This window comes from Rhizobium sp. USDA 4016 (assembly GCF_056279705.1).
Genome location: NZ_JBWCCY010000003.1, coordinates 296,804 through 312,086, shown reverse-complemented (window position 1 = coordinate 312,086; position 15,283 = coordinate 296,804). Strand labels below are relative to the sequence as shown.

General features: G+C 59.2%; 7 protein-coding genes and 1 pseudogene. 4 read left to right on the top strand and 4 right to left on the bottom strand.

Annotation, left to right across the window (positions count from 1 at the left end; genetic code table 11):
• Positions 1-11: 11 nt before the first annotated feature.
• The 4 genes from ACZ9DP_RS14590 to ACZ9DP_RS14575 form a co-directional block, all read right to left on the bottom strand.
• The gene (locus ACZ9DP_RS14590) at positions 12-1,016 is read right to left on the bottom strand and encodes a heparin lyase I family protein (RefSeq protein WP_476202623.1); all 1,005 of its coding nucleotides are present in this window, start codon (positions 1,014-1,016) and stop codon (positions 12-14) included.
• Positions 1,017-1,061: 45 nt separating this feature from the next.
• The gene (locus ACZ9DP_RS14585) at positions 1,062-2,117 is read right to left on the bottom strand and encodes an endonuclease/exonuclease/phosphatase family protein (protein ID WP_476202621.1); all 1,056 of its coding nucleotides are present in this window, start codon (positions 2,115-2,117) and stop codon (positions 1,062-1,064) included.
• Positions 2,118-2,239: 122 nt separating this feature from the next.
• Positions 2,240-4,573, bottom strand: coding sequence for a Dyp-type peroxidase (locus ACZ9DP_RS14580; protein ID WP_476202620.1), 2,334 nt, complete (start codon positions 4,571-4,573; stop codon positions 2,240-2,242).
• A complete protein-coding gene (locus tag ACZ9DP_RS14575) occupies positions 4,504-5,034 on the bottom strand; it encodes a hypothetical protein (RefSeq protein ID WP_476202618.1) in 531 nt (176 codons plus the stop codon). The genes ACZ9DP_RS14580 and ACZ9DP_RS14575 overlap by 70 nt, the downstream gene beginning before the upstream one ends.
• A gap of 571 nt (positions 5,035-5,605) precedes the next feature.
• Between ACZ9DP_RS14575 and ACZ9DP_RS14570 the strand changes: the two genes are divergently transcribed.
• The 4 genes and pseudogenes from ACZ9DP_RS14570 to ACZ9DP_RS14555 all read left to right on the top strand — a co-directional run bounded on the left by ACZ9DP_RS14570 (position 5,606) and on the right by ACZ9DP_RS14555 (position 15,277).
• The gene (locus ACZ9DP_RS14570; protein WP_476202617.1) at positions 5,606-7,576 is read left to right on the top strand and encodes a DNA/RNA non-specific endonuclease; all 1,971 of its coding nucleotides are present in this window, start codon (positions 5,606-5,608) and stop codon (positions 7,574-7,576) included.
• 343 nt (positions 7,577-7,919) lie between these two features.
• The gene (locus tag ACZ9DP_RS14565; protein WP_476202615.1) at positions 7,920-13,913 is read left to right on the top strand and encodes a DUF3320 domain-containing protein; all 5,994 of its coding nucleotides are present in this window, start codon (positions 7,920-7,922) and stop codon (positions 13,911-13,913) included.
• A 2-nt stretch (positions 13,914-13,915) separates the two neighbouring features.
• Positions 13,916-14,044 (top strand): annotated as a pseudogene (locus ACZ9DP_RS14560) (metallophosphoesterase family protein); the annotation flags it as partial.
• 624 nt (positions 14,045-14,668) lie between these two features.
• The gene (locus ACZ9DP_RS14555) at positions 14,669-15,277 is read left to right on the top strand and encodes a restriction endonuclease (protein WP_476202614.1); all 609 of its coding nucleotides are present in this window, start codon (positions 14,669-14,671) and stop codon (positions 15,275-15,277) included.
• The last annotated feature ends 6 nt before the right edge of the window (positions 15,278-15,283 follow it).

The following is a 15,283-nucleotide window of genomic DNA, read 5'->3' as shown; positions in this document are numbered from 1 at the left end:
GCTATCGTCGGTCAAGGCGGGGCAAGGGTGCCATCTGGATCGACATCCTCCTTTCGTTCGCTGCGGATGAAGTGGTCAAGCCGTGTTACCGTTTCGAAATCGGCGTGGTTGCGATAGGACCCGAATTTGAAATATCCCCGTTCCTTCGCCAGAAAGGGCTTAAAGCCAATCACGCCCTCGGTCTTGGAGATCTTTTTCCCATTGGCCCAGATTTCAATCAGACCGCTTTTATCCGAAACCAGGCGCAGGTGATAGACCATCGTCGTCCATTTCCCGAACGGGTCGGGCAGCGAATTATAGCGCGTCACCGAGATTGCCTGAGCACAACCAGTTAGGCCTGATGCCGACAACGGTGCTGTTCCATGTGCGAGGTCCTCGGCGTCATGACCGACCGACAGCATCTGATTTTTCATCAGGGAGAAGAGCTGCGCCGGCTTGACGAGCGTGTGCGCATTGCCGAACCCCGGTTCCACCGGAGCGCTCTCCTGCGCGGCGATGAAAACGCGGCAAAGGACGTTTTTTGGGTCACGGTTCGGATCGGCGTTATCCTGTTCTATAGAGACGGTAAAAGCTCGGCCGTTGAAACGCTGGGCAAGAACAGGAGCATCCTGCGGGGAATTCGTTTGCTTCCATTGTCCGATCACAAATCGTCCTGTGGTCGGCGTGATGCTTGCGTCGACGAACATGTCAAAACGGTACCAGATGTCGGTGCCGATCGGCGCCAGTATTTTCTCTGCTTCCCAGAGTTCGGAGCGTTCGCTGCCATCGCGATCGTAGGTGCCATCTTCGCGGGCGCATCCCTTCGGATGCCAGGCAAAAGCCAGCACATTATTTTGCGGCAGCGGTCTGACGACCTGTGTTGCCGCTGACCTTGCCACATCCGGGATTTTGCCGAAGGAGAAACTGTTTTCCTCCCGACCGCACGAAAACCAATTGTCGGACACGCTCGTGGCATCGAACTCGTCTCGGATCGTCGGCGACGCGGCATTCGCATTCGGAGCGCCCGCGATCAGCATGACAGCCAGCGCATATCTCAATCGCATGTCCAATGGCCGATCCTCCTAGTTCATCTTGATGACTAGACTGCTTGGGCAATGATCGGAAAGGCGCACCTTGTCGGCCGGCGTCGGGTTGGGCCAGGGAATTTGCTTTTCCGATTCTGGCACGATCATGGCCGCGGCCTGCGTGCCGTAGAGGAAGAACTCGATGGGAAGAATGTTATAGTCGTCGGGGTTGGCGACACCGGACGGGTTCGCTTGGCGGAACTCGCGCCAGCATGTTGACACGTTTTCATATGGCTGCCGGAAGAGTCGAATATCGGCACGAGGATCTCTGTCGTGACCGGCCTTGTCGCCGCTGTAGCCGCTCAGAGCAATCCAGATTTCGTCTGGGATCGCACCCGGCTGCGCGTCGAGGCGGCGATTGAAGTCACCGACAATCATCCACGCTTCGCCCGCAGTTTCGCGCGCCTCGATCCATTTGCGAAGCGGATACATCTGCTGTCCCAGGGTATCGCATGCCCGGCTGGCCGGCTGTCCGGTTGCCGGATCGGTGTTCCAGAGTTTAAAACTGATAAAGTCGTCGAAGCAGCCACTCTTGAGATGAACATCAAGCACCCGCAGCGTCGACCCGGCCGGCGACTGGATCGTAACGTCCAGGCCCCATCTGATCCGGCGGATCGTTCCATTGTCATCGAAGGTGACGTCGAGCGGCTTATAGTCTGCCGCGGATATGATCTTCAGCTGCGAGCTCGGCCGCAGAGCGACCGCCGGATATTGCACGCGGGTCGCGGTCGTCGGCTTGAGAGCCGTCATGCCGTTCTTGGTACAAACCGGCGCGATGGTTTGGCCCTCTGCTTCCGCAAACTGGCCGCTAATGCAATGTTCCCATCCCGCGGCCACGGGAAAGACCGCGTCCAGCGCAGCCGGGCTCGTTACCTCCTGCAGGAACACGACGTCCGCCGCTACGGCGTCACGCCAGTGTCTGAGGTCGGCGTAGTCCTGCTGCGTGCGGATATGGTCATCGGGAAAGACGGTTTTGGGATCGCCGGGGTAGACCAGCGTTTGAATGTTCCAGTTGCCGAGTGTGAAATCTGCCGCCAGGGCCTGAATTGGCATGGCCATTCCGAGAAGCGCTATACATATCAAACGTCCCAGCATTTTTCCCTCCGAGATTTTTCGTCATCCACTTGGCACGTCGCCATCTACATCTGCAAAGTGCACGGTCGCACGCTTGCCCCTCAGTCGTTCGTGCTCAGCAAGGTCCGATCCGGGTTGAGCTTGTCTTCACGCACGGGCGGCATTTCGGCATTGGTTGCTTGCTGAATACGGGCGAGGAACCGGACGGCACTCCTGCTCGGCATGAACAGGTAAGCCCCACCGCGCATCCGAACGAAATCCTTGATTCCGGTCAGGTTCAGCGGACCACGCGCCGACGGTATCGTCAGCCGCCCCATGCCGCCGCCACGTCCGGTGATGGGATCGACTTCGTTTTCCAATCCGTGAAACTGCCAGGCTGTGGCCCAGGTCTGCTGAACGAACTCGAACTGACGCTCTATGTCGGCATTGAGGCACATGAAAAGGAGACCGGGCTTCTGTTCCTCGGGATCGCTACCGCCAACTGCGTCAAAGCCTCGCCCAACGCGCAGGATGCGGTGGCGATTGACGATTGAAAGCTCATCCTTTGAGGCAGGTGCCAGACTGTCGCGAGGATTGGATCGGCGAATGTGAGCGCCGAAGGGACAGCGCTCACCGAGCGGATCCTCCGCACCAGGCAGGAAATCGTTATCGGGCCGAAACTCTCCGCCATCATGCTTTCTCGTTGCTGGACCATGCGGGTACCGCACCAGCGAGGAACCATCCTTCCAACGACCGACCATCTTGGCGCCGATCCATTCCGGCAAAAGCTCTGGTTCGAGCTGATCTGGGATCGCCGGATGGCCGACGTAGCGTTTAGCCGCATCGTTCACGTAATCGTTGAAGACATCGACATATTGCGCAAGCTGACGGATTACCAAGAAAGTGCCGTTTCGCCCGAGGTCACGGTCGGCTGCAGCGCCACTCGTCCCGAAATCGGGCTGAAAAGCGCCGCGGGAATGCTTCGGATCGGCGAGCGGCAGAAGATTGTCGGGGTCCATCGCGGCGGGCACCTGGGGCGATGGCGGGAAGAAGCCGCGCGTGTCGGGATAGCCGAGCAGGAATTCCCCTGGCTCGACCGCATGAATGGCGTCTGACTGGCGCATCCAGCGCCGCGTACCCTTTATGATCGGTTGCGAGATGCCGTCGGCGAAGCCAAAGGGCTCCCTAACCATTTTCGCTGCCGTTTCACCCGGCTTTGGCCGCGGCAATGGCGCCGGCGTCACCTGATGCAGCACCTTTCCTCCGGCGGCATCGATGCCTACGATCAGCTCCTCGGCATATAAGGTAAGAGTGGTTTCCGAATCTGCATAAAGGAGCAGCGTCGCGTCGATCGCGTTTTCCGGCCCTCCCCACAGCCAGGTCTTGGCGTGATCATCGCCGGTATCGGCAAGCAAGTTGGCCCGGCCGGGCGAGCCCATGCCCAATCGAAATGCGGTCGGAAAGGCGTCCCTGATACCTGAGGGCAAGCCTAACCGTCTTAAGCCCTCTGCCGTCAGCGCAAAAATCAAGACCTTGTCCGCCGGGGGTTGATCTCCGAAGGTGATCCGGTCCTCGATCGATTTCAGCCAGGCGCATGCCTGTTTGGTGTCGTCGGATAACCTGATTGCGAGACAAGTCGCATAAGGGTGTTTGCTCAAGCCGCCGTATAGCAGCGTCTGGACCTCGAAGGTTTCGATCAGCGTCGCAGGCCTTACCTTCGAGCCGAACAGCCCCAGCCACGCCGCCGCTTCATCTTCCGTCGACACCGTGCCAAGGCCCTGGCGGATCGCGGCATTGGTGCGGATGCGCGCCGTCGTCAGATGTGGATAGGCGCTGTACCAGAACCATGTCGGCTGCTGTTGCCTGCGCGCCCAGCGTTTAAGCCGGTCGCCATCAGTTGCCCCCTTGAAGAACAGGTTTTCAGTACGAGGGAAACCGACTGTATTGCTCCAGACCGCGGTCAGGCCGTTGGACGCCCTCGTGATGAAATCCTCGAGATAGCTTTCCCAACTGCCGCCGTAATTCGAGAAAAACAGAAGCTTGTTGGTTTTCGGCAAACGTAGCCAGCGGGCATAGTGGATCGTGCTGATATCGCCGAGGAACCCGGGGCGGAAGCGCTTTGTTGCCGTCTGGCCGATAACCCAGAAGGCTATTCTGAGCGTCAGCCCGCGCAATGGGCCAGCCTGCATGATCGAGATGCCGGCAAGGTGGTTTTGCTGTGTGTCTTTGAGATTTTCGGCCTCGGTCAACGAAGCTATCACATCCGGATTGACCAACGTGTCGACCGGCGTGTTGGCGGCCTCGAGCCGGCGCAGGCCAAGGTAGACACTGACAACGACCGCCGCGACGGCCACGGCGGCGATGATGGTCGAGAGGAAGAAGGCGATCACTCCGACCGCAAACCCTTGCGAAAGTCCAGCCGCGATCGTTGCGGTGACAACGACAAGGCCAAGCAAAAAGAGAACCGGCGCCAGAAAAATTTCAGCAGCCCCCGGAAAGCGAGAGACAGTATGAAGCCGAAATCAAGCCGGGGCGGCTCTTCGGCGGAAAGGCGGGGAAATGGCTCGGGATCCAGTAATGATGCCAGGTCGGCATTGGCTTTGACGAAATCCCGCACGCGCGCAACGGTGGCTAGCGGTGCGCCGGCGGCCGGGTGAGTGTCGAAATAAGAACGGAGCTCGCGGGCGAGCAGATACTCGCGCTTGATCCGGGCCACTGTCATGCCTGGCGCGCCGCAGAAGTCGAGCCCTGGGATATCGAACAGGCCCTGGCCGGTGCGAACATGGTGAGATGCGAGAAGCCGGCTGAGCGAACCTGTCGATTGAATTGCGGCCACCGACAGGATGTCGCTGACGAATGATGCCAGCTTGGTGCCGACTGTGTCGAACGCATGTTGCGGCTCTCCGTCGACCGACATTTCGAAAACGAGGTGCGTCGGCTCTCCCACATTGCCGCGAACCACAGTGATCGACATGAAATGAACGCCCTGGTCTCGCAGTGCAATGCGGATTAGCCCCTCCCTTCCGAACAGCTGAGGGTGAAATTCCTTGAGTTTTGCATCGACGAGATCAACCCTTTCGACATCGAACGGGACCGCACTCGTAACAAGCGATTGTGTCATGTCTGTCCCCCCAGCTCGCGAAGCGTGCAAACTCCCCACTGCTGCATGTTCCGCCGATCCCCCGCGAGGCCTGATGGTCACTCTCGCGTCAGGCGTGCAATATCTGTTTCATTTTATTTGTAGATCCACAAGCAAAAACCGTCGGAGTTGCTTGGGGAGGCCGTCTTTTCATAAATCTGTCAACTTAAGCGAAGTAGATTGACGTCGTACAGATCGAGACGCTATTACAAAGACGTATTCGCGCTTAACGTGAACACGGTCAATTGCTTGCGCGACGCCGGCGCGCACCGTCGTCTCTCTTCGCCGCTGAAGTAGACGAACGCGAAGAGCCGTATCAACACCGCGTCTTCAAACATCGGAGATCAGCATGGAGAAAGATCCGGAAGCGTCAGATGGCCAGAAGGATATTATCGCCACTCAATCGGCAGCGCTTTCCGTGGAAGTGGAGAAAGTTGCGCTCGCCGAATCCAACTATGTCTCGGCCGAAGAGCGAGACCTAAGGCGGGCGCGCGCAGAAGCCGATGCTCGTTTTTCCGCCCGCAAGAGTTTCCTTGAACCGCCGCGCAGCGATCCAAACGGGTTCGAGCGTATCATCGGCCAAAGCGACCTGATGTCGATCAATTTCCTCGACCGTGGACGGCGGGCGGCTGCGGCAGTGTGCCGGATCAAGGTGCCGAGCGATGGCGGCGCCTGGTATGGAACGGGGTTTCTGGTTGGACCACGCCTTTTGCTGACCAACCACCATGTACTCGGCAACGCCGACGAAGCCAGCCAGTGCGAAGCCGAATTCGGTTACGAGCACGATATCGATGGCGTACTGCATGAGGGCGTCAGGTTCAATCTGCGTCCGCACGAGATTTTTTACACCAACGCTGAACTCGACGTCACCTTCGTCGCCGTCACACCTTTGTCGGATGAGGGAGTGCCGCTCGATCGCTATGGCCGCCTGCCGCTGATCCCGCTTTCCGGCAAGGCGATCGATGGCGAGTGGGTGACCATCATCCAGCATCCAAACAGCGAGCCGAAGCAGATTGCTATTCGAGCAAGCCAGATCATTGTTCTCGATCCGCATGCGGCGCCCGACGTCAATCTTGATCATTTCATCCACTACTCCACAGATACGGAGCCGGGCTCCTCCGGCGCTCCGGTACTCAACGACCAATGGCAGGTGCTAGCCCTGCATCACAAGGCAGTCCCTGAGCCGAAGAAGCCCGGAAGGCCCGAGGGCAAACCCGTGTGGATCGCCAATGAAGGCGTTCGCATCAGTGCGATCTTTGCCTTGCTCGAACGACAGCGCTTCGAACAGCCCCAGGCGGGCCTTGTGTTGGATCGGCTCGACACCTCGCTTGGGCTCCCGTCGCTGTCTCAAGGTGGCATCCAGGGAGAAGCCCTGCTTGAAGCGGACCGAAAGCCGCTGGCGCTCAAGCGTTGGGCCGGCGTCACCGGATACGATCCGCTCTTCCTCAGCGCGCGGATCGACCTCCCCGACATTTACGCACCATGGCTGGCCCAAAACCAGATTGCGCCATTGCTGGATGGGTCCGGGCACGAGCTGGCGTACCATCATTTCACATCCGTGATCCGGGCGGACAGGAAGTTTCCACTGCTGACCGCCGTCAATATCGACGGCAACAAGCTGGTTCATCCCGGCCCGCGCAAGGACACGTGGCGACGCGATGCGCGGATCGCCGCCGAATACCAGCCGGATGGAGAATTCTACGAAAAGAGCAAGGGAAGAGACCCGGTGCAATTCAGTCGCGGGCACCAGGTTCGGCTGCTCGACCCCTGCTGGAGCAGCGTAGCCAATAAGGACCAGGCGCTGGTCGAGTCACAAATAGGCGCAGAGGATACGTTTCACTACACCAATGCTGCTCCACAGGTCCAAACCTACAATGATATCGACTGGGGCAATCTCGAAGACTACCTGCTCGACAAAGCTCAAGGCACTGACAAGCGATTGACCATCTTTACGGGCCCGATATATCGGGAAAATGATCCCCTTTATGGCAAAGGCCGAAAGGGTGGTCCCTGGAAAATTCCGCTGTCTTTCTGGAAGATCGCCGTGCTTCAGAAGTCCCCGTCCAAGGTCGCAGCCGCAGCGTTCATTGTTGGGCAGACCCAGTATGTGCAGGCGCTGTATGAGGCGAAGGTGTTTTCGGGACTGAAGCCCTACACCGTCGATCAAATGCGCAAGCGTCGGATCCAGACGACCGTCGCCGCCATTGAAGAAGAAACGGGCCTCGATTTTTCCTCGGTCCGCCCGTTCGATGCGCAGGGGACGCTAGAATCGACCCGGCAAACCCGTTGGATAAGCGATATCAATGACGTCGTAATCTGATCCTGATCGAAGCTCCTAACATGCGCATTCGCGATCGTGACTGCTCAGTCGGATGATCAAAGCGAATGTCGCAATCGTGCACAGTCCTAAAGAACAAGGGCGTCGCTGCCGCGAGGCCCAGAAGTGGTCCGCCGCAAGCTGCCATCGACTTGTTTGTCCAGATGTTACTTCAGATATGCTTGAGCATTGTGGCTTTTTCTCAAGGCGCCATTAGTAAACGCGATGAGTTCGGCCGGGATATTGACTGGCGCGAACACCGTTGTAAAAAAATTTACCCAATGCTTACACAGGCCTTCTTAAAGTTGAGAAATCCCGCTAGTCTCTCGCAGAGGGGGATACGTCAATGCAGGTTTCCGAGAGTAGTAACGCCGATCAACAAGGGTCCGATATTTGCAGTAAATCCCTGGCCCCTTCAATGGTCGCCGACGTTGCAGCAAGTTTCACCTATGCGTCCTACCAAAACGCCATTCCGGTTATTCGATCAATCCTGATTGAGAGCAATACCGACAGAAACATTGAAAACTGCCGCATCGATTTGATATCTTCGCCTCCGTTCCTGAGGCCGAAATCATGGACAGTTGATCGTCTGATGCCGGGTGATCGGCTTCCTTTGGCCGACCGGAAAGTCGAGTTCGATGCCGGCTATCTCGCGGGCCTAAATGAGGCGGAACGCGGCGAGATCACGCTGCGCCTGTCTTCGGGAGGAGAGATCCTAGACGAACGACGCCTTCCCGTTCGACTACTTGCGCGGGATGAATGGGGCGGCGTCGCTGATATGGCGCAACTGCTGCCAGCCTTCGTGATGCCGAATGATCCGGGTGTAGCCCAAATCCTGCGAATGACAGCAGAACGACTTGCTGCGCATGGCCATCCAAGCGGATTGGATGGCTACCAGTCGCAGAATCCGCAGCGAGCCTATATGTTGGCTGCAGCTGTCTATTCGGCAATTACCGGGATCGGGTTGCACTACGCTGAGCCGCCTGCAAGCTTTGAGAGCCGTGGCCAGAAAGTCCGGCGTCCGAGCACGATCACCGAAGAACGGCTGGCAACCTGCCTCGATACCACACTTCTTTTTGCCGCGGCGCTGGAAGCCGCCGGATTGCACCCGGTCATCTTGATGTTCGAGGGGCATGCGGCAGCTGGCGTGTGGCTGGCGAAGAGGACTTTCGCCCGTGCGATTGAGACGGATCAGATGGAAGTCCGTAAGGCCCTGGCATCGCGCGAGTTCATTGTCTTTGAAACGACCGGCGTGACGCATCGCCCTGCCATGACATTGGAAAGCGCGCAGCGCGCCCTAGACGGCCGTCTGGGAGCGGAAGAAGCCCACGTTTTCGTCGCGGCAATCGATGTCAGACGCTCGCGAAGCAGCGGGATTATGCCGCTCGCCTCGCATGAACCGATCCGGCGCAATGTCCTCGATGACGAACAAGCTCCCGTCGCGGACCTGCCGCTTCCCTCAGCCCCCAATTTTGGAGAACTGCCGGCTGAAATCATTGAGGTGAAGCCGACCAGTGCCGCCGGCCGCATCGATAGATGGCAGAAAAAGCTGCTCGACCTGACTCTTCGCAACCGACTCCTCAACTTTCCGGATTCGAAGAAGACGATACCGTTTCTTTGTACTGATGTGGCCTATCTCGAAGACCGGCTCGCGAATGGCGCCGCAATTCGGATCATATCGTTGCCCGAACAAAATCCGCTCGGCGAACGGGACGCGGCGCTCTATCGTGATGTACACGGCCGTGATCTCCAGCGCGGCTTCGCGGCCGAAGCTTTGCTTCGGGACGAGCTGCCCTCGCCACTCGATGCCCGCCAGCTCGAGGCTCGGTTGATCGACCTGTACCGGCAGGTTCGTAATGATTTTGCCGAGGGCGGAGCGAACACCCTTTTTCTCGCCGTAGGCTTCCTTCGTTGGAGGAAGAAGCCGGAAGAGGAGCGTAGCTATCGAGCGCCGCTTCTTCTTGTTCCGGTCAGGCTTGAGCGCCGCAGCGCCAGTTCACGCTTCACGATCCGCTTCCATGAGGACGAGCCGCGCTTCAACGCTACGCTTCTTCAATTCTTAGAGCGAGATTTCGACCTGACGCTTCCCCAGTTCGGTGGCGATTTGCCGCTCGACGACAATGGGGTGGATGTGCCACGTCTTCTCGCCATGATGCGGCAGGCGATCCGGGACGTTCCCGGCATGGAAGTTGTGGACGAGACAGCATTGTCGACCTTCTCATTTGCGAAATTCCTCATGTGGAAGGATCTAGTCGAACGCACCGAGGCGCTTCGCGAGAACAGGGTGGTCCGCCATCTGATCGACACGCCGGAGGAAGCCTTCCAGGAAGGCGGCGGACAATCGACGTTCCGCGACGAGCGTGAGCTCGATCATGCTTACGCGCCAGCGGACATCATCTGCCTTCTTCCTTCGGATTCATCGCAGACAGCGGCCAGCCTCGCGGCTGCCGAAGGGCGGGATTTCGTCATCGTCGGTCCGCCCGGTACGGGCAAGAGCCAGACCATCGCCAACATGATCGCCAACTGCCTTGCGGTGGGAAAGACGGTTCTGTTCGTCGCTGAAAAGACGGCAGCGCTCGATGTCGTCTATCGCCGGCTGCGCGCACATGGCCTCGGGGATCACTGCATCGAATTGCACTCGAACAAGGCTGATCGCCGGCATTTCCTTGGACAGCTCAAGGCAGCTTGGGAGCATGATGGCCGAACCGATGCGTCCGAATGGATCGCGATCAACGAGCGCCTTCGATTGCGCCGCGACGAGCTCAATTCCTATGTCGAGGCTTTGCACAAGCGTTACCCGAACGGATGGACGCCCTATCTGGCGCTGGGAATCGCTCTCAAGGCTGCCGAGGCTCCAGCACCAGCCTTGTCATGGCTGGAACGGGACGCTCATGACCCCCAGACGCTTCGCGAGCTTGAAGACCTTGCCGTCGAACTTGGCCTCGTCTTCGCATCGGTCGAGCGGCAGCCGGCACTGGAGCTCATCAGTGCTGGCGAGTGGAGTTCCGCCTGGCAGGACCGGTTACTGGCGGCGGCACAATCATTGCAGAATGCGATCGATTTGTTGACCACCGCAGTCGATGAATATCTCGCGAGCCTCGGCCTCAAGCCGCAGGAACGGTCGTCACAAACCGAACTCCAAGCACTGGCAGCACTTGCGGGAGTGCTGCAGAAATGCCGAGGTCGCAATATTACGATCGCATACGATCGGGATTTCCCGCGATGCGCCGAAGCGTTGGAAAACCTTGGGCGCTCCATCAAGGCTTATCGCGAGACGGAGCAGGGGCTTGCAGCATCCTATGGTGTTTCCGCTATCCGCGACATCGACCCGGACGTGCTTGACCGCCAATGGCGGGAAGCCAACGCTTCGTTCTGGCCCAACGCGATGCTCGGCAAACGCAAAATCCAGAAGCTGCTTCAAAGCTATGTCAGTCAAGGCACGGCAGAACCTGAACGGGATTTGCCACTGCTGCGCCGCATGAAGGATTGTCTGTCGGCGGTCGAACAGAGCCCCTTGGCCGGAAAACCTCTGCCGATAGAGGGGCTGGCGACCGATGTCGGAGCCATCGCTGAAATTCTCGAACTCGCACGGGAGTTTCGCGCCACCATGCCCATTCCGGGGCGGGATCAGGAGGAGATACGATCAGTGCTCCGTACGGTTGCTCCGTGTCTGCGCGGGACGGTTGAAAACGACAGGGTCCGGCAGGCGGGAGATAGACTTCTCGCAGCAGTCGGAGGCTTGCAGACTGCGCATCAGCGCTTCAGCGAGTCTGCTGGGCGAGACAATCTAGTCGGGAGGGACGGACCCGACCTCGCGACGCTAAGAGAGAAACTCGATGCTCTCGTGAAGGCGCGGCATCTTCTTCGCGATTGGTCGGCTTGGGGCCGGATCAGAAACCGGGCAATGGCGTCTAACCTGTCCTCCCTGGTCGAACAGATTGAGAAGGAGACGATCCGACCCGATGAAGCGCGAGCTGCGTTTCGCCTCGGTTATGCCCGGTGGTGGCTCCCTAAGGTTCTCGACGCCGACCCTGTTCTGCGGAATTTTCGGCGTTTCCAGCATGAAAACGCCATAGGTGAATTCCGTGAGATCGACGATCTCGTACGATCGCACGCTACCCAGCGTGTCATCAGTGTAATCGCCCACGGCTTGCCGCCCGTGCAGAGCGTTCCACGCAATTCGGAACTCGGGCTGCTGCGCTACCAAATGGAGTTGCAACGGCCGAGCCAGTCGATACGAGACATGATCGGCAAGATGCCGCAGAGTTTTTCTAAGCTCGCGCCCTGCATGCTCATGTCGCCGCTCTCCATCGCTCAGTATCTCCCGTCCGACCAGGCGCTGTTCGATGTTGTGATCTTCGACGAGGCGTCGCAGATCACAACCTGGGACGCCGTTGGCGCCATCGCGCGAGCGCGCCAGACCATCATCGTCGGCGACCCGAAGCAGTTGCCGCCGACCAACTTCTTCGGACGCAACGAGGAAGAGGAGGAAATCGCCGATCACGAGAAGGATCTGGAGAGCATTCTCGATGAGGCAAAAGCGGCCGGCATACCAATCCGCGATCTACGATGGCATTACCGCAGCCGAAGCGAATCCCTGATCGCCTTCTCCAACCACCACTACTACCAGAACCGTCTGGTGACGTTTCCGTCGCCGGCCGTCGAAGATCGCGCAGTGCATCTGCGCAAGGTACCCAATGGTGTTTACGATCGCGGCAAGAGCCGGACGAATCGAATCGAGGCGGAGGCTGTCGCGAAAGAAGCCGTTTCCCGAATGAAGGCGTGGTTGAAACTGCCTGAAAAGGTTCGCCCGACGCTCGCGGTGATCACCTTCAACGCGCAGCAGCAGTCGCTGATCTTGGATCTTCTCGATGCCGCGCGCCGAGACGATCCCGAGCTCGAGTGGTTCTTTGCCGAGGAACGCGTCGAGCCGGCGATCGTCAAGAACCTGGAGAACGTGCAGGGCGACGAACGGGATGTCATCCTTTTTTCGATCACATTTTGGAAGGACGCCGCCGGCAAACTGACGATGGATTTCGGCGCGCTCAACCGCGACGGCGGCGAGCGGCGCCTCAACGTCGCTGTGACGCGTGCGCGGCAGGAGCTCATCGTCTTCTCAGGTTTCACGGCTGACCAGATCGACCCGACCCGAACCAAGGCACTCGCCGTACAACATCTGAAGACGTTCCTCGACTATGCCGAGCGTGGTGCGATCGCCCTGCCGGCCCAAGATATCGGGTCTGTCGGCGGTTTCGATTCCCCCTTCGAGGAGGCCGTCGCTGTGCAACTGGAGCGCCGCGGCTGGAGAGTCGTGCCGCAGGTCGGGATTTCCGGCTTCCGGATCGACTTCGGTATCCGCCACCCCGATCTGGCTGGTACCTATCTGGCGGGCGTGGAATGCGATGGCGCCACCTATCACGGATCGGCCACAGCACGAGACCGAGACAAGATCCGCGAGCAGGTATTGAGGGGCCTTGGCTGGAACATCGTTCGCGTCTGGTCGACTGATTGGTGGTTTGATGCAGGAGGCTGCGCCGAACGGCTTCACGGCAACCTCGAAAGCCTGTTGGAGGAAAGCAGGGCGCGCCGAGCCGCGGAAATGGTGGAAACTGCGACCCATTGGGACATGGGACACGAGGTGGAGGGGATCGACGAAATTCGCGACGACGAAGCCGCCGCTTCTGCCGAGCAGGTTATGCCGCCTCCACAGACCGTTGAGACCGAACTCGTCTCTGTGGAGACGCGGGCGATGTCCAGCGTTTCCGAGGCGGCGAAAACGCAACCGCCTGCCGCTTCGGTTGGCGACGAAGCCTCGGATGAGCGGCGATACCGTGTCACCGATCTGTCCGGCTTTCAAGCCGATCCCGATCAGTTCTTCGAATTCGGCTATCGCGATACCCTTCGAGGTATGATCGAAATGGTCATCGAAACCGAAAGCCCGCTGCGCACAGACATCCTTGCTCAACGGCTATCTCGCACCCACGGCTGGCTGCGCACCGGCGGACGAATCCGAGAGAGGATCGACCTTCATTTACGTGGTCTCGACACGACCGAGGAATCGAGCGGCGAGTTCGTCTGGAAAGTGGGAACCGTTTCGGAAATCATTCCGTATCGGCAGCCAGCCAGCGAGGATGCACGCAGGTCGATCGCCGATATCCCGCTCGCAGAACTCGCCTTCGTGGTGCTCGACAATCCCGGCTTATTGGACCAGCCAGATCCGGCGCGAGATCTGGCTCGTCTTCTTGGCGTCGAGCGCCTCGCCGCTGTTTCGCGTTCACGGCTGGACGAAGCGATTGCGAGGGCACTCCAGCATATTTCAACCACTCAGTCATTCGTGTAATCATGCTCCGATTTATCCATTCAAGCGATCTCCATCTCGGCAAGCGTTTCGGTAATTTCTCGGACGACTTGCCCAGTCGGTTGCGCGAAGCAAGACACGCAGTTATCGCGCGGCCCGCTCCTCGTCGTCGAGTAGCCGCTCTCCTATCAGCGCAGCATTGTGGTAGCGACTGAAGGGAGAGGGCGGTCACGCCCGCTAATGCTCTGAAGGACGCTATCACAAAGCGGACAGGTGATGCGCCAGCCGAGAAACCGGCTTCGAAGGTAGGAAATAGGGTTCCCTGATGGCATTAGGTCCGCCGCCGGGATTCTGGGCGTGCAGGAATCGCGCATGATCAGAAGGCCGCCTGCCGGTATGGCGCCTCCACCTAAGCCGTTCAGGGGCAAGCTTGCTTTGTCCGAAAGCGGTCGTACGTTCATGCCGGCCAGCAGGCGTGCCTGAACGGCTGAGATTGAAACTTTGCCGCCGTTTTGTCCAAGGACAGCTTAAGCAGGAGCGGACGCTCGACAGTCGCCGCTCCAGTCTGTTAACTCAAGCACGACTAAGACCGCGTCTGCTTTGAGGCGAGCTCGGGACGGCGCGCCGGCGGCGCAAGAAGAGCTCGCGTAGCTGGCGTCGCCAACCAGCGAAGGGACCAGACGCAAGACCCGTTGACCAGAAGATGACGGTGGCGGCCGACGCGACGGCGGGTAAGAGGGCGGTTGGGCGGCTGCCATGCAAATGCTAGCGTAGGTCATGCAAGTTGGACACGCCCGATGCTGATCCCGATCGAGAACATTCGAGATTGGAAGGACCTGCAGGACAAAGTCGCCGATCTGTTTCGCGAGATGGGTTACGAGGTCCGCTCGCCACATGTCGTGCAGCACGTCCGCGGCTCGAAGGAGGTCCGCGACCCGCGGACCAGCATACCCCACGTGATCCTCATCGAGTGCAAGCATTGGGGATCCAACCTGCCGCAGGATACGGTGCACAGCTTTCGGACTGTCATGGCGGATTTCGGCGCGAATACCGGCATCATCGTCGGATCGACGGGCTTTCAGTCCGGCGCCGAGGAGGCGGTGGCTCACACGAACATCGAATTGAGGACATGGGAGTCGCTTCAGCTGGCATACGGAAACGAGTGGTTCCTGCGACAGAAGGAGCGGCTGGCGCCCCTGGATGCGAAGCTCAAGTTGACGGATGGCGCCTATCTCGATCAGTGGGAGACGCCGAAGACCTTGATGAATCTCATGCGGTTTGAGCATACCAGTCGTCTCGGGGAGCTCTACGACCTTCTCGAGGAAGGTCGCATGCTGACGCTCCGCGATGATGGGAGGGCCGCGGTCGTACGACCAGCCTGGTCCGATCGAGACCCACGTCGATAAGGGCAA

Bases quoted from the DNA above. Each gene is read 5' to 3' on its own strand.
- ACZ9DP_RS14590 (WP_476202623.1), bottom strand. From the start codon at position 1,016: ATGCTGATCGCGGGCGCTCCGAATGCGAATGCCGCGTCGCCGACGATC.
- ACZ9DP_RS14585 (WP_476202621.1), bottom strand. From the start codon at position 2,117: ATGCCAATTCAGGCCCTGGCGGCAGATTTCACACTCGGCAACTGGAAC.
- ACZ9DP_RS14575 (WP_476202618.1), bottom strand. From the start codon at position 5,034: ATGTCGGTCGACGGAGAGCCGCAACATGCGTTCGACACAGTCGGCACC.
- ACZ9DP_RS14570 (WP_476202617.1), top strand. From the start codon at position 5,606: ATGGAGAAAGATCCGGAAGCGTCAGATGGCCAGAAGGATATTATCGCC.
- ACZ9DP_RS14565 (WP_476202615.1), top strand. From the start codon at position 7,920: ATGCAGGTTTCCGAGAGTAGTAACGCCGATCAACAAGGGTCCGATATT.
- ACZ9DP_RS14555 (WP_476202614.1), top strand. From the start codon at position 14,669: ATGCTGATCCCGATCGAGAACATTCGAGATTGGAAGGACCTGCAGGAC.